The organism is Rhodococcus sp. NPDC004095 (genome assembly GCF_053604015.1).
Genome location: NZ_JBSGGS010000007.1, coordinates 139766 through 157741 on the forward strand (window position 1 = coordinate 139766; position 17976 = coordinate 157741).

At 71.3% G+C, this 17976-nt stretch carries 16 protein-coding genes; 9 read left to right on the forward strand and 7 right to left on the reverse strand.

What is annotated here, in order from left to right; translation table 11 throughout:
- Positions 1–36 precede the first annotated feature (36 nt).
- Complete coding sequence (locus ACWEPG_RS15490) at positions 37–597, forward strand: PaaI family thioesterase (RefSeq protein WP_450112324.1); 561 nt, start codon at positions 37–39, stop codon at positions 595–597.
- Here ACWEPG_RS15490 and radA read toward each other — a convergent pair.
- From radA to ACWEPG_RS15505, 3 genes are all read right to left on the reverse strand, one after another.
- Positions 594–1994 (reverse strand): DNA repair protein RadA, encoded by a 1401-nt coding sequence (gene radA / locus ACWEPG_RS15495; protein ID WP_450112323.1) that lies wholly within the window; start codon positions 1992–1994, stop codon positions 594–596. The two genes, ACWEPG_RS15490 and radA, sit on opposite strands and share 4 nt — an antisense overlap.
- Before the next feature lie 95 nt (positions 1995–2089).
- Positions 2090–2617, reverse strand: coding sequence for a gamma carbonic anhydrase family protein (locus tag ACWEPG_RS15500; RefSeq protein ID WP_450112322.1), 528 nt, complete (start codon positions 2615–2617; stop codon positions 2090–2092).
- A 170-nt stretch (positions 2618–2787) separates the two neighbouring features.
- Positions 2788–3408 (reverse strand): hypothetical protein, encoded by a 621-nt coding sequence (locus ACWEPG_RS15505; protein ID WP_450112321.1) that lies wholly within the window; start codon positions 3406–3408, stop codon positions 2788–2790.
- A gap of 278 nt (positions 3409–3686) precedes the next feature.
- Between ACWEPG_RS15505 and carD the strand changes: the two genes are divergently transcribed.
- The 8 genes from carD to ACWEPG_RS15545 all read left to right on the forward strand — a co-directional run bounded on the left by carD (position 3687) and on the right by ACWEPG_RS15545 (position 11385).
- Positions 3687–4175: an RNA polymerase-binding transcription factor CarD gene (carD, locus tag ACWEPG_RS15510; protein WP_345352957.1), complete on the forward strand. Its 489-nt coding sequence runs from the start codon at positions 3687–3689 to the stop codon at positions 4173–4175.
- A 22-nt stretch (positions 4176–4197) separates the two neighbouring features.
- Positions 4198–4905 carry a 2-C-methyl-D-erythritol 4-phosphate cytidylyltransferase gene (ispD, locus tag ACWEPG_RS15515; RefSeq protein ID WP_450112320.1) on the forward strand — a complete coding sequence of 236 codons (708 nt, stop codon included), beginning with the start codon at positions 4198–4200 and terminating at the stop codon, positions 4903–4905.
- A gap of 12 nt (positions 4906–4917) precedes the next feature.
- Positions 4918–5394, forward strand: a complete 477-nt coding sequence (ispF, locus tag ACWEPG_RS15520) for a 2-C-methyl-D-erythritol 2,4-cyclodiphosphate synthase (protein WP_450112319.1) — start codon at positions 4918–4920, stop codon at positions 5392–5394.
- 11 nt (positions 5395–5405) lie between these two features.
- A complete protein-coding gene (gene cysS, locus ACWEPG_RS15525; RefSeq protein ID WP_450112318.1) occupies positions 5406–6812 on the forward strand; it encodes a cysteine--tRNA ligase in 1407 nt (468 codons plus the stop codon).
- 2 nt (positions 6813–6814) lie between these two features.
- Positions 6815–7792, forward strand: a complete 978-nt coding sequence (gene rlmB / locus ACWEPG_RS15530) for a 23S rRNA (guanosine(2251)-2'-O)-methyltransferase RlmB (protein WP_450112317.1) — start codon at positions 6815–6817, stop codon at positions 7790–7792.
- 63 nt (positions 7793–7855) lie between these two features.
- Positions 7856–9061 carry an amidase family protein gene (locus ACWEPG_RS15535; RefSeq protein WP_450112316.1) on the forward strand — a complete coding sequence of 402 codons (1206 nt, stop codon included), beginning with the start codon at positions 7856–7858 and terminating at the stop codon, positions 9059–9061.
- Between the two features lie 170 nt (positions 9062–9231).
- Positions 9232–9921: a ZIP family metal transporter gene (locus ACWEPG_RS15540; protein ID WP_450112315.1), complete on the forward strand. Its 690-nt coding sequence runs from the start codon at positions 9232–9234 to the stop codon at positions 9919–9921.
- A 60-nt stretch (positions 9922–9981) separates the two neighbouring features.
- Positions 9982–11385, forward strand: a complete 1404-nt coding sequence (locus ACWEPG_RS15545) for an MFS transporter (RefSeq protein WP_450112314.1) — start codon at positions 9982–9984, stop codon at positions 11383–11385.
- On the opposite strand, the gene ACWEPG_RS15550 is transcribed toward ACWEPG_RS15545, so the two are convergent.
- The 4 genes from ACWEPG_RS15550 to ACWEPG_RS15565 are packed head-to-tail and all read right to left on the reverse strand — an operon-like array spanning position 11382 to position 17919.
- Positions 11382–15008 (reverse strand): hydantoinase B/oxoprolinase family protein, encoded by a 3627-nt coding sequence (locus tag ACWEPG_RS15550; RefSeq protein WP_450112313.1) that lies wholly within the window; start codon positions 15006–15008, stop codon positions 11382–11384. The genes ACWEPG_RS15545 and ACWEPG_RS15550 overlap by 4 nt on opposite strands.
- A 49-nt stretch (positions 15009–15057) precedes the next feature.
- Positions 15058–15945, reverse strand: coding sequence for a metal ABC transporter permease (locus tag ACWEPG_RS15555; protein WP_450112312.1), 888 nt, complete (start codon positions 15943–15945; stop codon positions 15058–15060).
- Between the two features lie 13 nt (positions 15946–15958).
- On the reverse strand, positions 15959–16792 hold the full coding sequence (locus tag ACWEPG_RS15560) for a metal ABC transporter ATP-binding protein (RefSeq protein ID WP_450112311.1): 834 nt from the start codon (positions 16790–16792) through the stop codon (positions 15959–15961).
- Positions 16789–17919: a metal ABC transporter solute-binding protein, Zn/Mn family gene (locus ACWEPG_RS15565; RefSeq protein ID WP_450112310.1), complete on the reverse strand. Its 1131-nt coding sequence runs from the start codon at positions 17917–17919 to the stop codon at positions 16789–16791. Before ACWEPG_RS15565 ends, ACWEPG_RS15560 begins: the two co-directional genes overlap by 4 nt.
- Between the last annotated feature and the right edge of the window lie 57 nt (positions 17920–17976).

The window sequence follows — 17976 nt, forward strand, 5'->3', positions numbered from 1 at the left end:
TCCCACGCGGACATGTCGCGACTAGATTACCGAGACATGAGCGGTACCTGGACGTTGCCCGATGATCTCGAAATCCCCACCCGTCCCGATTTCTTTCCCGCGCCGGGTGAGGCGCTGCCTCAGCACTGGGCGAAATGCTTCGGATGTGGCGACGACCAGCCGACCGGTGCGGCGATGCACTTCACTGCGACGGAGGGCATCGAGGTCGTGGGGCGGCTGACCGTCGAGTCGCGCTTCCAGGGCGGCCCGGGCGTCATTCACGGCGGCATCCTGACGACGGCGTTCGACGAGACGCAGGGCATGGCCTGCATGGTTCTGGGGGTGCCGGTGGTGACCGGTCACCTGCAGGTCGACTTCGCCCGCCCGATCCCGCTCGGATCGGTGCTCGAGTTCCGGGCCCGCATCGACGGCATGGTCCGCCGCAAGGTGTACGCCAGCTCGGAGGTCCGGATCGTGGAGGGGCCGACCGCGAGCGACGAGGTCGCCGGGACCTCCCGCGGACTGTTCCTGACCATCAAGCCGGAGCACTTCAAACCGATGCGCGACTTCGTCGACGGTGTGCCGACGGTCCCGAACTTCGGCAACTCGACGCTCTAGACGGCCTCCATCCGGCGGGGGACCACGCGCAGGGCCTCCCTGATCGTGGCGACCTCGTCGACTCGCATGCCGGCCGGATGCGGCCCGGAGTCGCGCGGCACCACCGCGTGCGTGAACCCGAGCCGTTTGGCCTCGGCCAGTCGGCGGCCGACCGCGGTGACCCGGCGTACCTCACCGGCGAGTCCGACCTCGCCGAGCACGACCAGCCCGGACGGCAGCGGCTTGTCGCGGTCGGCGGAGACGATGGCCAGCGCGAGGGCGAGGTCGGCGGAGGGTTCGGTCAGCCGCATGCCGCCGACCGTCGCGGCGTAGACCTCCTTGTCGTGGGTGCGGATGTTGGCGTGTTTGGCGAGCACCGCCAGCACCATGGCAACCCGTGCTGCGTCCATGCCGCTCACCGCCCGGCGCGGAGAGGGGTTCTGGGTGGGCACCACCAGTCCCTGCACCTCGCCGAGGAGGGCGCGTTTGCCGTCCATCGCGACGGTGACAGCCGTGCCGGGGGCGGTGTCGTCGCGGTGGTGCAGGAACAGCCCGGACGGGTCGGTGACGCACTCGATGCCGTCCTCGTGCAGTTCGAAACAGCCGACCTCGTCGGCGGAACCGAACCGGTTCTTCACCCCGCGCAGCATCCGCAGCGTCGAGTGCTTGTCGCCCTCGAAGTGCAGGACCACGTCCACCAGGTGCTCGAGGGCGCGCGGACCGGCGACCGCGCCGTCCTTGGTGACGTGCCCGATGAGCAGCACGGGGATGCCGCTGGTCTTCGCGAGGGTGGTCAGCGCCGAGGTGATCGCCCGCACCTGGGTGACGCCACCGGTGACGCCCTCCACGTCGGCGGCGAGCATCGTCTGCACCGAGTCGACGATCAGCAGGGTCGGTTTGACCTGTTCGACGTGGCCGAAGATCGTCGCGAGGTCGGATTCGGCGGCCAGGTACACGCGGTCGTGGACGGCGCCGGTCCGGTCGGCCCGCAATCGGACCTGCCCGGCGGACTCCTCGCCGGTCACGTACAGGGACCGGTCGTCGGGACCCCGGCGCGCCCAGCGGTGCACGACCTCGAGCAGCAGGGTCGACTTGCCGACTCCCGGTTCGCCGGCGAGCAGCACCACCGATCCAGGCACGATGCCACCGCCGAGCACCCGATCGAGTTCGGGTACCCCCGTCGGCTTGGCGCGGCTGACGGTCGCGCTGACCTGCGTCAGCGGGGTGGCGGGGGAGGTGGGGACCAGGCCCGTGCCCGCGCGCGCGCCGCTCGCGCCCGGCCGGTTCGCGACGGCAGCGAGGACGGGGGCGGCCTCCTCGACCGACCCCCACTCGCCGCACTCCGGGCAGCGGCCGACCCACTTCGCGACGGTGTACTGGCAGGCGGTGCATCGGTAGCTGGTCTTCGGTTTGGCCACGGAGGAAACCCTAGGCGCAGGGACCGACACCCGTCCTCCCGGTCGCCGTGGCACCCGGCGGTTCCGGGTGAGTCGGCGTCCGGCAGCATGCGGTGTCAGGAAGTCGTTGCGGCCCGGTGCTTTCCGGCGAGCGCGCGGTAGCTCTCCGCGTTGTGGGCGATGTGCGCGATCTCCTCGTCGGTGAGCTCGCGTCGCACCCTGGCGGGAACTCCGGCCACCAGTGAGCGGGCCGGGATCTCGGCGCCCTCGAGCACCACGGCACCGGCCGCGACGAGACAGTTCGCGCCGAGGCGAGCGCCGTTGAGGACCACGGCGCCCATGCCGATCAGCGAGTCGTCGCCGATGGTGCAGCCGTGCAGGACCGCGTTGTGGCCGACGCTGACGTTCGCGCCGACCGTCAGAGGGAAGCCGGGGTCGGCGTGCATCGTCACGTTGTCCTGGATGTTGCTGCCCGCGCCGACGGTGATCGGCGCGGCGTCGCCGCGTGCGACCGCGCCGTACCAGATGCCGGCCTCCTCGTGCAGTGTCACGTCTCCGATCACGGTGGCGGTCGGCGCCAGCCACGCCGAGCCGGCGACGGTGGGCGCTGCGTCGTCGAAGGGCACCACGTGGGGTCCGGTCATGTGCTGCTCCTGATCGTCGGGTCGAACAGGTTGTGTCGCATCCCATTTTGGCCGATCAGCACCCGACCCGCCGGCCTGCGCCACTCTCGTGTGGTGTCCGGCGAGGGACCCCGGAAACGGCGACGGCCCCCGACCTGGTGCAGGTCGGGGGCCGTCGGACGGCGATCGGGTCAGTGACCGGCGACGTGGTCGGCGAGGGTGCCGGCACCCTCGTTGCCGGACTTGTCGGACTCGTGGCGGTCGAGGATCGGTCCCGCGTCGACGGGGACGTCGACGACGATGTCCCCGGCGCGCTCGAACGTGAAGGTGACCGGCACGGTCAGGCCGGGGTAGACGCCCTCGGCGATGTCGTTGAGGGTGACCAGGATGATGTCGGTCTCGATCTTCTCGCCGTCATCGGTCACGGTGGCGTCCGGGACGCCGGAGCTCAGCGCGGTCTGCGGCCGGATCACGCGGCCTCCGACCTCGCCCGCGATGGTGACGGACGCAGCCTTGTCGGTGCTGATCTTCGCGAGCCGCTCGGGCTGGTGCTGGCTCTCGTTGACGGCGGTGAACGCGAGGGCGACGGTGCCGCCGGGCTTCAGGCTGTACTCCTCGCTGTTCGGGTACACGATGTGCACGTTGCGCAGCGAGATGTCGCCCTGGTTCGCGTAGTTGCCGTTGACGGCGGCGACCTGGGTGGAGGTCTGGGTGATCTGGCCCGCGCTGCAGGCGGACAGCGAGATGGCAGCTGCTGCGGCCAGGGCAACGGCGGTGGCGACTCGGCGAGTCGACGCATTCAGTGCTGTCACGGGGTGTCCTCCACGGCGTCGGGTCGTGTAACTCAACTAGGCAGAGTAGTAGTTCCCTCCGCGCGCGGCCTCCCCGGGTCGATCTTTGGCGGGCGCGGTGTCGTGTACCGGTGTGCCGAATTCCGGTGGGGCGGCGTCTTCCCCGGCCGCGCCGATGCAGGTTCGTGACCTGGTGTCAACCCCTCCGATCAGCCCGCTGTGCGTCTGACCAGGGACGTTGGAACCGGTGTCGGAGGAACCCGTGATAAACTGGGCAGATCGAAAGGGGCACGGGACAGATGATTTTTAAGGTCGGAGACACCGTCGTATACCCCCACCACGGAGCGGCGCTGATCGAGGCAATCGAAACTCGCACCATCAAGGGTGAACAAAAGGAATATCTCGTACTGAAGGTCGCCCAGGGCGATCTCACCGTCCGGGTCCCCGCAGAGAACGCCGAGTACGTCGGCGTTCGTGATGTTGTGGGTCAGGAAGGGCTCGACAAGGTCTTCCAGGTGCTGCGCGCGCCGCACACCGAGGAGCCGACCAACTGGTCGCGGCGGTACAAGGCGAACCTGGAGAAGCTGGCCTCCGGCGACGTGAACAAGGTGGCCGAGGTGGTTCGCGACCTGTGGCGCCGTGAGCAGGATCGCGGTCTGTCCGCCGGAGAGAAGCGGATGCTGGCCAAGGCCCGTCAGATCCTCGTCGGTGAGCTCGCGCTCGCCGAGGGCACGGACGACGAGAAGGCCGAAACCATCCTCGACGAGGTTCTCGCGGCAGCGTCCTGACGCCCGACGCGGACAAACACAGATGAACACCGTGACAGGCCCGGTCGACGCGCACAGCGGAGGCCGGGTCGTTGCATTGGTTCCGGCCGCCGGGCAGGGGACGCGGCTCGGCGAGGACGTGCCCAAGGCTTTCGTGACCCTGAGGGGGCGGACGCTGTTGCAGTGGGCGGTCGTTGGTCTGCTCGACTCCGGCGCGGTCGACCGGGTGGTGGTGATCGTGCCGCCGGACCTGGTCGAGCGGACCCGTGACGACCTGCCCGCCGGTGTCGACGTGGTCGGCGGCGGTGCGGAACGGACGGACTCGGTGCGCGCGGGTATCGCCGCGGCCGCCGACGCGGACCTGCTGCTCGTGCACGACGCGGCCCGCGCGCTGACCCCGCCCGCGCTGATCGCCCGGGTCGTTGCCGAGCTGCGCGCGGGACGGGAGGCGGTTGTCCCGGCCCTGCCGGTCGCCGACACGATCAAGTCGGTGGACCTGCTCGGGGTGGTCACCGGCACCCCGGAGCGGTCGGAGCTGCGTGCGGTGCAGACGCCGCAGGGTTTCGCCGCGGACCTGCTGCGGCGGGCCTACGACGCCACCGACGCCGCCGCCACCGACGACGCGGGGCTGGTCGAGAGGATCGGGGCGCGGGTCCGCACCATCGCAGGCGAACCACTGGCTTTCAAGATCACCACCCCCCTCGACCTCGCGTTGGCGCGAGCGTTGACGGATCCGGACACCGACGAATAGGAGCACAGGGCAGTGCGAGTGGGCATCGGCACGGACGTTCATCCGATCGAACCGGGGCGGCCGTGCTGGATCGCGGGCCTGCTGTTCGAGGGAGAGGACGGCTGCGCCGGCCATTCCGACGGCGACGTCGCCGCGCACGCACTGTGCGACGCGCTGCTGTCCGCGGCCGGCCTGGGCGATCTCGGATCGGTGTTCGGGACCGGTCGCCCCGAGTGGTCGGGCGCCAGCGGCGCGGCGCTGCTCGCGGAGGTCCGTCGGATGCTCGACGAGCACGGTCTCGCGGTCGGCAACGCGGCGGTCCAGGTGATCGGCAACCGGCCGAAGATCGGTCCGCGGCGCGTCGAGGCCCAGGACGCGCTCTCGGCTGTGCTCGACGCGCCGGTGTCGGTGTCCGCGACGACCACCGACGGACTCGGGTTGACCGGTCGCGGCGAGGGCATCGCTGCGGTGGCGACGGCGCTGGTCATCGCGGCCACGGCGGACCGGTAGGATCGCACGTCGTGACCCTGCGACTCTTCGACACCGAAACGCGGGCCCTGCGTGACTTCGTTCCGCTGGTCCCCGGCCACGCGTCGATCTACCTGTGTGGGGCGACCGTGCAGGGTGAGCCGCACATCGGCCACGTCCGCAGCGGTGTCGCGTTCGACGTCCTCCGCCGGTGGCTGCTCGCGCACGACCACGACGTGGCGTTCGTCCGCAACGTCACCGACATCGACGACAAGATCCTGAACAAGGCCGCCGACGCGGGTCGGCCGTGGTGGGAATGGGCCGCGACGTACGAGCGGTCGTTCACCTGGGCCTACGACCAGCTCGGTGTGCTGCCGCCGTCCGCGGAGCCGCGGGCGACCGGGCACGTCACCCAGATGGTCGAGCTGATGCAGCGGCTCATCGACGCCGGGCACGCCTACGCCGCGGCGGGTGACGTGTACTTCGACGTGCTCAGCTGGAAGAAGTACGGCGCGCTGTCCGGGCACAAGCTCGACGACGTCCACCAGGGCGAGAGCGCGGCCGAGGGCAAGCGCGACCCGCGAGACTTCACGCTGTGGAAGGCCGAGAAGCCGGGCGAGCCGTCCTGGCCGACGCCGTGGGGACGCGGCAGGCCCGGCTGGCACCTCGAGTGCTCCGCCATGGCCGGCGCCTACCTCGGTGGCGAGTTCGACATCCATTGTGGCGGACTGGATCTGGTGTTCCCGCATCACGAGAACGAGCTCGCGCAGAGCCGGGCCGCCGGGGACGGGTTCGCCCGGTACTGGCTGCACAACGGCTGGGTCACCATGGGCGGCGAGAAGATGTCGAAGTCGCTGGGCAACGTGCTGTCGGTGCCCAACGTCCTGAAAAGGGTTCGCCCGCAGGAACTCCGGTTCTACCTCGGCGGCGCGCACTACCGGTCCATGCTGGAGTACTCCGATCACGCGCTCGACGTCGCCGCGGAAACCTACCGGGGCATCGAGGCGTTCGTGCTCAAGACCGCGGAACGCGCGGGGGAGGTGCCGGTCGGCACCTGGACCGCGGAGTTCGCGGCCGCGCTCGACGACGACCTCGGGGTGCCGAAGGCGCTCGCGGAGATCCACGGTCGTCAGCGCGAGGGCAACCGGGCGTTGACCGCCGGTGACCTCGACACCGCCGTCCTGATCGCCGGGCAGGTGCGCGCGATGATGGGCATCCTCGGCGTCGACCCACTCGACCCGCACTGGACGAGCGACTCCACCGACGCGTCCGCCGCGCACGCCGCGCTGGACGTGCTGGTTCGCTCCAGTCTGGACGCCAGGCAGCAGGCCAAGGCCGACAAGGACTGGCCGGCGGCCGACGCGATCCGGGACCGGCTCGCGGCCGCGGGCATCGCGGTCACCGACACCGCCAACGGACCCGAGTGGTCCCTCGAGAAGAACCACAACGAAGCAGGGTAGTGATGGCAGGCAATTCGAGCAGGCGCGGCGCGGTCCGCAAGTCCGGCACCAAGAAGGGCCAGGTCGTCGGGTCCGGCGGCCAGCGGCGCAAGGGCCTCGAAGGCCGCGGCGCCACCCCGCCCGCGGTCGAGCGGACCAAGCACCCCGCCGCCAAGCGGGCCCGTGCGGCGGCCAAGGCCGGCGCCGGTCGACCGGTCGGCGGTGGGTCGGGCGGGCGCGGCGGATCGCCCCGCAAGGGCACCGACGGCCCGGAGAACGTGCTCGGCCGCAACCCGGTCCTCGAGTGCCTGCGGGCCGGTGTGCCCGCGACCGCGCTGTACGTCGCGGTCGGCACCGAGAACGACGACCGGCTGTCCGAGAGCGTGCAGATCGCCGCGGACAAGGGCATCTCCATCCTCGAGGTGCCGCGCACCGACCTGGACCGGATGAGCGCCAACGGCCTGCACCAGGGTGTCGCGCTGCAGGTGCCGCCGTTCCGGTACGCGCACCCCGACGACCTCCTCGCGAACGCCCGCACCCAGCAGGAGCCGGCGCTGCTGGTGGCGCTCGACAACATCACCGACCCCCGCAACCTCGGTGCGGTGGTCCGCTCGGTCGCGGCGTTCGGCGGTCACGGTGTGGTGATCCCGCAGCGGCGCAGCGCGTCGGTCACCGCGGTCGCGTGGCGGACCAGCGCCGGTGCCGCGGCGCGACTGCCGATCGCGCAGGCCACCAACCTGACCCGCACGCTCAAGGACTGGGCCGCGAAGGGTGTGCAGGTCGTCGGCCTCGACGCCGGCGGCGACACCACCCTCGACGAGTACGACGGCACCGGTCCGGTCGTGGTCGTGGTCGGCTCGGAGGGCAAGGGCCTCTCGCGTCTGGTGCGCGAGACCTGCGACACCATCCTGAGCATCCCGATGGCCGGCCCGGTCGAGTCGCTCAACGCGTCCGTCGCGGCCGGCGTCGTGCTCGCGGACATCGCCCGGCAGCGGCGCTGACGCGCCCGTGAGTCCTCTCGGCCCGCGCGCGGACCGGAAGGACTCGCGGCCCCGGGGGTGCGCATGATCGACGCAGGGGACCGGGGTCGCTCCGCTTCCGCAGTGTGGCGCGAGTGCGGGTCCCCGCTGGTCGAACCCACAGGATCCGGACCGCTCGACGGCATGGCCGTCGCGGTCAAGGACCTGTTCGACCTCGCGGGTCATCGTGTCGGTGCCGGCAATCCGGTCCGGCTCGCGGAGGCTTCGCCGGCCACCCGCACCGCGCCGGTGGTCGCGGCCCTGCTTGCGGCGGGCGCGTCCGTCGCGGGGATCGCCCGGACCGACGAGTTCGCCTACAGCCTCGCCGGGACCAACGCCCACTACGGGACGCCTCCCAATCCCGCTGCACCCGAACGGATCCCAGGAGGATCGAGTTCCGGTCCGGCCAGCGCAGTCGCGCTCGGCGATGCTGCGGTCGGGCTCGGCACGGACACCGCTGGGTCGATCCGGGTGCCCGCGTCGTACCAGGGGCTGTACGGGATCCGCACCACGCACGCCGCGGTGTCCGCTGTCGGGGTGCTGCCGCTGGCGCCGTCCTTCGACACCGTCGGGTGGCTGGCGCGCGATCCCGGCACCCTGCATGCGGTCGGTCGGGTGCTGCTGCCGCCGCAGCAGCCGCGGACGTTCGCGCGGGCGCTGGTGTGCGACGCGCTGGTCGCGCTCGCCTCCGCGGAGGTGCGGGACGCCGTGGCCGCGGCCGTCACCCGGTGGACGAACGCCGCGAACCTCCCGGCGATCGAACGGTGTGACATCGACACCGGCGCCCTGCCGGGCGCCGTCCGCGACTTCCAGACCGTCCAGGGCTGGGAGGCGTGGCACGCGCACAGTGCGTGGATCTCCCGGCACCGGGCCACGCTGAACCCCGACGTGGGCGCCCGGTTCGACACGGCGGCCGGGTACACCGCACTGGACCGGCGGCGGGCCTGGGACAGGTTGTGGAGCTTCGCATCCCGGGTGGACGCCCTGCTCGGTGACGACCTGCTGCTGGTGCCCTCGGCGTCCTCCGTGGCGCCGACCGTTGCGGAGGCGATCCTCGGCGGCGAGGTGATCGAACGGGAGCGGGCCGCGACCTTCGCGCTCACCTGCATCGCCGGTGCCACCGGACGTTGCGCGGTGAGCGTGCCTCTGCCGGTGGAGATCCCGGTGGGTCTGTGCATCGTCGGACCCCGCGGCCGCGACCTGGACGTGCTCGCGCTCGCAGCCGCCGTCCGTGCTGCCGGAGTCGCCTAGCGCCGCCACGGCACTCCACGGCGAGCCGATTGGCGCTCACCTGTCCGCTCGCGGCACGGAGCGGGGCCGTGCCGCGAGCGTGGATGCACGTCAACCACCCGCTTCGAGCGCGCTCGCCCCCTCACCGTCGCCTACCCGCGGTCGCCGCTCCGCCGCCGTACGATCCCGGGATGGCGACCGCCCTCCTCTACGGTCTCGGGACCGCCCTGCCGATGCTCGTCGGCGCGTTCGTCGGGTTGCGCTACGACCTGCCGCGGCCGCTGCTGGCCGCGCTGATGGCGTTCGGCGCGGGCGCGATGGTGGCCGCGGTGTCGACCGAACTGTTCCAGCCGGCGTTCGAGTCGGAAGGGGTCGTCGTCGCCGGCATCGCGCTGATGCTCGGTGCGCTGGTCTACGTGGTCGCCGACCACCTGATCGAGAACAAGCTCGGACCCGCCGCCCTCGGCTGGGCGCTGATGCTCGGCGCGCTGCTCGACGGCATTCCCGAGAACACCGCCCTCGGAGTCTCGCTCGGCGTCGAGGGCGGGCTCGTCCTGCTGGTGGCGATCGCGGTCGGCAACGTGCCGGAGGCGGTGGCCGGCGCGGCGTCGATGCGGAAGCAACCGAACTTCGACCGGCGCCGCGCCGCGGTGCTGTGGACCGTCACCGCAGTCGTGCTCGTGCTGGTGGTGGTGCTCGCGTACGCCGCGTCCGACTCGATTCCACCGTCGCGGATCGCGGTGATCCAGGCCTTCGCCGGTGGCGCCACGATTGCGGTCCTCGCCGATTCGCTGATGCCCGAGGCGTATCGGGAGGGTGGCTGGTGGGTCGGCCTGTCGACGGCGCTGGGGTTCCTGGTCGCGTTCGCGCTGGGCGGTTAGCCCTGGGGGCGGCGGGGCGGGTTTGACCTCGACCGAACTCGAGGTTCTACGGTTGATGTCGTGCATGTGATCGACACGGAAGCCGGACCCAGGGGTTGGCGAGATCTGCTTGGGCCCGCTCATCTCGGGTCGATGGTGGTGCTGGCCGGTGGGGTCGCGCTGTACGCCACCAACATCTATCTGACCGCCAGCCTGCTGCCGTCCGCCGTCGAGGACATCGGCGGCGACAGGTTCTTCGCGTGGGCCACGACGATCTTCCTCGTGGCGTCGGTGGCGTCCGCGGTACTGGTCAGTCGGCTGCTGGCGCTCGTCGGGCCTCGGGCTGCCTACCTGGTCGCGATTGCCGCGTTCACCGCGGGCACGGTGGTGTGCGCGCTCGCCCCCGAGATGTGGGTGCTGCTCGCGGGGCGTGCGTTGCAGGGCGCGGGCGGCGGACTGATCAGTGGGCTCGGATACGCGTTGATCCGGTCGGTGCTGCCGTCCGGCCTGTGGACGCGGGCCTCCGCCCTGGTGTCCGCGATGTGGGGTGTGGGCACCTTCGTCGGACCCACCGTCGGGGGTGCGTTCGCGCAGTTCGGTTCGTGGCGGCTGGCGTTCGTCGCGCTCGCCGTGCTCGGCGTCGGCATCGCGGCCCTGGTGCCCCGTTACATCGTCGGCGGCCGACCCGAGTCGACCGGCGAGACCGTGCCGGTGGTGTCGATGGTGCTGCTCTCGGCTGCCGCGCTGGTGATGAGCGTGGCCGGTGTCGCGGGCTCGGGTACCGGGACCGCGGTGGGCGTCGCGGCCGCGCTGGTGCTGCTTGCGGTGTTCGTCGGATACGAACGCGCCCGGGGCGGCAGCGTGCTGCCCTCGGTGACCTTCGCCCGCGGCGGCACCCTGAAGTGGACGTACCTGACCATCGGCTTCCTCGCGGTCGCGTCGACGGCGGAGACGTTCGTGCCACTGTTCGGGCAGCGGCTCGGTGGGCTCGCACCGCTCATGGCCGGGTTTCTCGGCGCGGCGCTCGCGATCGGCTGGACACTCGGCGAGGTGGCGAGCGCGGGCGCGCACCGGGCCCGGACCGTGCGGGCGATCGTGGTGGCGGGTGGCGCGGCCGTGATCGCCGGGTTCGCGGCGTTGGCGATGTGCCAGCGCTCCGACGCCCCCGGCTCGGTGATCTGGTTGTGGGCGGTCGCGTTGGCGGTCGTGGGTGCCGGAATCGGTGCCGCATGGCCGCACCTCGCCGCCTTCGCCATGGCCAGTTCCGAGGACCCGGTGCAGGGCGCGCGGGCCGCGTCGGCGATCAACACCGTGCAGCTGGTGTCGAACGCGGTCGGGTCCGCGATCGCCGGCGTGCTGGTGAATCTGGGGACGTCGACGACCGGGTCGGCGCGACTGCTGTACGGGGTGTTCGCCGCGATCGCCGTGCTCGGTGTGCTGACGGCGATGCGGGCGACCCGACCGCGAGCCCGACCCGGCCGCTAGGGGGTGCCGTAACCGCCGCCGCCCGGCGTCTCGACGACCAGGACGTCGCCCGGTTGCACCTCCACCGAGTCACAGGCTGCCATCCGTACCACCGACCCGTCCCCGCGTTCGACCCGGTTGCTGCCCAGGCCGCCGGGGGAGCCGCCGGCCATGCCGTACGGCGGCACCCGGCGGTGTCCCGACAGCGTGCTCACCAGCATCGGCTCCAGGAACCGGAGCCTGCGGACCGCGCCGTCGCCGCCGCGCCAGCGCCCGTCGCCGCCGCTGCCGCGCCGAATCGCGAAGTCCTCCAGGAGTACCGGGAGCCGCCACTCGAGCACCTCGGGGTCGGTCAAGCGGGAGTTGGTCATGTGGGTCTGCACCACCGACGAGCCGTCGAACCCGTCGCCTGCACCGGACCCGGAGCCGAGCGTCTCGTAGTACTGGTGCCGGTCGTTGCCGAAGGTGACGTTGTTCATCGTCCCGGACCCCTCGGCCTGCACGCCGAGCGCCCCGTACAGCGCGCCGGTCACGGCCTGCGACGTCTCCACGTTGCCGGCGACGACGGCGGCCGGATGGCTCGGCGCCAGCATCGACCCCTCGGGGATGACGAGGTGCAGGGGCCGCAGACAGCCGTCGTTGAGCGGGATGTCGTCGGCGACGAGGGTGCGGAACACGTAGAGCACAGCGGCCGTCGCGACCGACGACGGCGCGTTGAAGTTCGATTCGAGCTGTGGCGACGTTCCGGTGAAATCGATTGTCGCCGAGCGACTCTGCCGGTCCACGCTCACCCGCACCGCGATCACCGCACCGGAGTCGGTCTCGTACCGGTAGGAGCCCTCGGTGAGGGTGTCGACGACCCGGCGCACCGCCTCCTCGGCGTTGTCCTGCACGTGCCGCATGTAGGCCTCGACCACGTCGAGTCCGAAGTGGCCGATCATCTTCGCGACCTCGTCGACCCCCTTTGCGTTCGCGGCTATCTGGGCACGAAGGTCGGCGAGGTTGGTTTCGGGATTCCGGGACGGGTACCGCGCGCCGGTCAGCAGGTCGAGGGTCTCGGCTTCGCGGATGCGGCCGTCGCGGGCGAGCAGCCAGTTGTCGAACAGCACCCCCTCCTCGTCGATCTCCCGGCTGGTGGCAGGCATCGACCCCGGGGTGATCCCGCCGATCTCGGCGTGGTGTCCGCGGGAGGCGACGTAGAACAGGATCTGTGCGCCCGGCTCATCGAAAACCGGTGTGATGACTGTGATGTCGGGGAGGTGGGTGCCGCCGTGGTACGGGTCGTTGACGGCGTAGACGTCACCACGCCGCATGTCGTTCCGCCGGCGTGCGATGACCTCCTTGACGCTGCTGCCCATCGAACCGAGGTGCACCGGGATGTGGGGGGCGTTGGCGATCAGGTTCCCGTCCGGATCGAACAGCGCGCACGAGAAGTCGAGTCGTTCCTTGATGTTCACGGACTGCGCCGTCGACTCCAGGGCCGCGCCCATCTGCTCTGCGATCGACATGAACAGGTTGTTGAAGATCTCGAGCATCACCGGGTCGGCCTGCGTGCCGACTGCGGCCTCGCCCCGAGCGGTCACCCGTTCGAGCAGCAGGTGCCCCGCCGCGGTGAGCGTGCCGCGCCAGCCCGGGTCCACCACGGTGGTGGAATTGGCCTCGGCGAGGATCGCCGGTCCGGTCACCGCATCCCCGGGCCGCATGCGTGCGCGTTCGTACAGCGGCGCGTCGTGCCAGGCGCCGTCGTGGTACATCCGGACGGTGTCGGGGGCTTCGCCGGGCGCGTCGTCGGGCGCCGCCGCGACACCGGTCAGGTCCGGATGGTGCGTGAGCCCGGTTGCCTCGACGGCCACAGCGTCGACGACGAGCGGGCGATCCATCAGGAACGAATAGGTGCGCAGGTGCACGCCCTCGAACTCGGCGGTCATGGTCTCGGGATCGGTCAGGTCGATGGACACCGTGGTGTCCGTGCCGTCGTAGCGCAGGTGCGCGCGCCGGGTCAGCCGGATCCGGTCCGCGGGGACCCCCTCGTCTCCGAGTTCGGTGACGGCCGCCGACTCCAGCGCCTCGGCGACGGAGAGGATCCGGGGCATGGTGTCCGGTCCCAGCGCCGCGACCACCGACTGCTCCCGCATGACCGTGGTATCGGCCAGGCCCATGCCCAGCGCCGAGAGGACGCCGGCCATCGGCGGGACCAGCACGGTGTGGATGCCCAGCGAGTCGGCGACCGCGCATGCGTGCTGGCCGCCGGCACCGCCGAACGTGGTCAGCGCGTACTCGGTGACGTCGTGCCCCTTCTGCACCGAGATGTGCTTGACCGCGTTGGCCATGTTCGCCACCGCGATGCGCAGGAAGCCCTCGGCCACCTGTTCGGGTGAGCGGTCGTCCGCGGTCCGTGCGCGGATGTCGGCCGCCAGCTCGGTGAAGCGGCTGCGCACGACGGCGCTGTCCAGGGGCTGGTCGCCGCCCGGCCCGAACACCAGGGGGAAGTGGTCGGGCTGGATGCGGCCGAGCATCACGTTGGCGTCGGTGACGGTGAGTGGTCCGCCACCCCGGTAGCAGGCGGGACCGGGATCGGCGCCGGCCGAGTCCGGGCCGACGCGGTACCGGCTGCCGTCGAAGTGCAGGATCGAGCCGCCGCCTGCAGCGACGGTGTGGATGTCCAGCATCGGTGCCCGTAGCCGGACCCCGGCAACCTGGGTGTCGAACACGCGCTCGTACTCGCCGGCGAAGTGCGACACGTCGGTCGAGGTGCCGCCCATGTCGAAGCCGATCACCTTGTCGAAGCCGGCCATCTGGGACATGCGCACCATGCCGACGATGCCGCCGGCCGGGCCCGAGAGTATCGCGTCCTTGCCGCGGAAGTGGCCCGCCTCGGCGAGGCCACCGTTGGACTGCATGAACATCAGCCGCACGCCCGGCAGCTGACCGGTCACCAGATCGACGTAGCGGCGCAGCACCGGCGAGAGGTAGGCGTCGACCACCGCGGTGTCCCCGCGCGGCACCAGCTTCATCAGCGGGCTGGCCACGCTGGACAGCGAGATCTGGGGGAACCCGATGCGATCGGCGAGCTCACCGATCGCCGCCTCGTGATCGGGATACAGATGGCTGTGCATGCACACCACGGCCACCGCACCGATGCCTTCTGCGCGGGCCTGCCGGAGCTCGTTGGCCAGTCGGTCGAGATCCGGTGTGCGCAGGACGGTTCCGTCGGCCGTGACGCGTTCGTCGACCTCGATCACGCGCTCGTACAACAACTCCGGCAGCTCGATCTGCCGGTCGAAGATGCGCGGCCGGTTCTGGTATCCGATCCGCAACGCGTCACCGAACCCCTTGGTGATGACGAGGGCCGTACGCGCCCCGGTGCGCTCGAGCAGTGCGTTGGTGGCCACCGTGGTCCCCATTCGGACCTGCTCGACCCGGTCGGCGGTGACGGCGACCTCTCCGGGCGAAGCCTCGGGCCGTATCGGGTCGGCGCTCGACCCGAGCAGCACGCGGATGCCGGCGACGGCTGCGTCGGCGTACCGGGCCGGGTTCTCCGACAGCAGCTTGTGAGTGACCAGGGTGCCGTCGGGTCGGCGGCCGACGATGTCGGTGAACGTGCCACCACGATCAACCCAGAATTCCCAACGCTTACCAGTCACGGTTCTCCCATCGCGAACGATCGGAGGTCAATCCTAGGGTGCGTTCGGCTCAGTGCCCGGCCGCGACCGCGACCCTTCCCGAGTTCGCGCGGCGCCGCGATCCGATCGCCCGGCACACCAGGTAGATCACGAACGAGATGGTGGTGACGAACGTCGACACCGGCACACCGGGGGCGAGCGAGAGCAGGATCCCGCCGACCGCCGCTAGCTCGGCGAACAGGATCGCCAGCAGCGTGGTCTTGAGCGGGCTGGAGGTGACGCGGGCGGCCGCCGCGGCGGGGGTGATGAGCAGCGACAGCACCAGCAGGGCGCCGACGATCTGCACACCGAGCGCGGCGGCGACGCCGACGAGCACGGCGAACACCAGCGACAGTCCGCGGATCGGCACCCCGCGGGCGCGCGCCACCTCGGGGTCGGTGCTCGCGAACAACAGCGGCCGGTACACGACGACGAGCACGGCGAGCACGATCACCGCGAACACGAGCAGCAACTGCAGTCCGCTGTTGCCGACACCGACGATCTGCCCGACGAGCAGGGAGAAGCTGGTGCCGGTGCGGCCCGGGTAGAGCCACATGAACAGCACCGACAGGCCGAGACCGAACGACATGATCACGCCGATCACCGAATCGCGTTCGCGCGCCTTGCTTCCCAACAGCGCGAACAACACGGCGGCGATCACCGAACCGACGATGGCGCCGACCCCGACGCTGATCCCGGCGAGCAGGGCGGCGGACGCGCCGGTCAGTGACAGTTCGCTGGTGCCGTGCACGGCGAAGGACATCTGCCTGCTGATGATCAGCGGGCCGATCGCGCCGGCCAGCAGGCCGAGGATCGCGGCGGCGAGCAACGCCTGCTGGACGAAGTCGTACTGCAGCAGGTCGATGGTCGTCCGCCAGTCGAGCATGCTCGACAGCGCCCCGGTGAGTTTGTCGTTCATGCGAGGTTCTCGTTCATTCGTGGTCCTCGTGGTGTGCGCAGTCGGTGTTCAGTTCACCGGCGCCGCCGAGGGCGTCGATCGCGTCGCCGGTCCCGACGACGACTAGGCGGCCGCGCACGTGCAGCACCTCGACCTCGGTGCGGTACAGCTCGGAGAGCACCTCGGAGGTCATCACCTCGGCGGCGGTGCCGATCCGGAACCGGCCGTCGACGAGGTAGAGGACGCGGTCGACGAGCGGCAGGATCGGGTTGATCTCGTGGGTGACGAACAGGACCGCGGTGTCGTGCCGGCGCCGGCGCTGGTTGATCAGGTCGGAGACGCGGTGCTGGTTCGCCAGGTCCAGGCTGAGCAGTGGCTCGTCGCACAGCAGCACCTTCGGATCACCGACCAGGGCCTGAGCCACCCGCAGCCGCTGCTGCTCGCCCCCGGACAGCGAGCCGACGGGGGCGTTCGCGTACGCCTGCGCGCCGACCTCGGCGATCGCGGCGTCGACGATCGCCTTCCGGGCGTTGCGGCCGCGCAGGCCGGTGCCCCAGCGGTGCCCGTCGACACCGAGGCCGACGAGGTCGCGACCGCGCAGCGGCAGTCCCTCGTCCATCGTCTTCTGCTGCGGGACGTAACCGACGTTCGGGTTGCCGACGCGGACGGGACTGCCTGCGATGCGCGCGGTGCCCGCGGTCAGCGGCACCTGGCCGAGCAGCATCTTGAGCAGTGACGTCTTGCCGGACCCGTTGGGGCCGAGGACGGCGACGAACTCGCCCGGTTCGACGTCCAGGTCCAGCCCCGACCACAGGGTGCGCCTGCCGTACGACAGTTCGGCGCCCTTCAGCGCGACCGCGGCCGTCACGCGGCGGGTCCGGTCGCGGCGGCGTCCAGTGCCTCGGCGGCGGCGCCGTCCAGTGCCTCGGCGGCGGCGCCGTCCAGTGCCTCGGCGAGCCGCTCCGCCGTCTCGGTCTGCCACTGCACGTAGTCGAGACCGTCGGGCAGGGTCTCGGTGACCTCGACGACCGGGAGTCCCGCGGTCTCCGCGGTGGACCGGATGTCGCGGGTCACCTTGTCCTCGGTCTGGCTGTTGTAGACGAGGACGGCCACCTTCTTGCCGGTCAGCAGGTCGCGGGTCGCGGCGATCGCGGCCGGCGGCGGGTCGTTGCCCTCCTCGACGGCCCGGGTGAAGTCGGCGGGCGTCTGATCGTGCAGGTCGGCGGCGGCGAGCAGGTAGAACGCGGTCGGCTCCGTCTGCGCGATCGCGGTCTGCGGGTGCTTCGCGGCGATCTCTGCGGTGGCGTCGGCGATGCCGTGCAGTTTCCCGTGGAACGTCTCGGCGTTCGCGGTGTACGCGGCGGCGTTCGCCGGGTCGAGCGCGCCGAGCTCGGCCGCGATCGTGTGGGCGACGGTGTCGACGGTGGGGATGTCGTACCAGACGTGCTCGTTGACCCCGCCGTTGTCGTGACTGTGCGAGTGCCCGGCGTGCGACTCGCCGCCCTCCGTCGCCTCGTGCCCGGCTTCGCCCGCGGTGTCATGCGCGGCGTCGTGGTCGTGCCCGGCGTGCAGGTCGGTATCCGCGCCGAACAGTTCGAAGGCGTTGACCGTCGGCTTGTCGGGGCCGCTGCCGAGGATGTCCTCGATGAACTCGTCGTAACCGCCGCCGTTGTAGACGACCAGGTCCGCATCGGTCACGGCGGCGGCGTCGCGGGGGCTGGCCTCGTAGGAGTGCGGATCGGCGGACGGTTCGGTGACGATCGAGGTGACGTCCGCGTGATCACCGGCGACGGCGGCGGCTACCGAGCCCCACACGTTGGTCGACGCGACGACCCTGATGCGGCCGTCGTGACCGGTGTCGGAGGTGGCGGTGCCGCACGCGCTCAGGCCCAGCGTGGCGGCGGTTGCCAGTCCCAGTGCCGCGGCCGTCGCGCGGCCGGTCCGTCCACGGAGGTGGACGCGGGCGCGGCGGAACGGCAGTGATGAGAAGGGCATGCCGAAAATATTAATGGAAACCGTTTCCGTTGTACATTGGCGGGGCCGTGCTCTCGG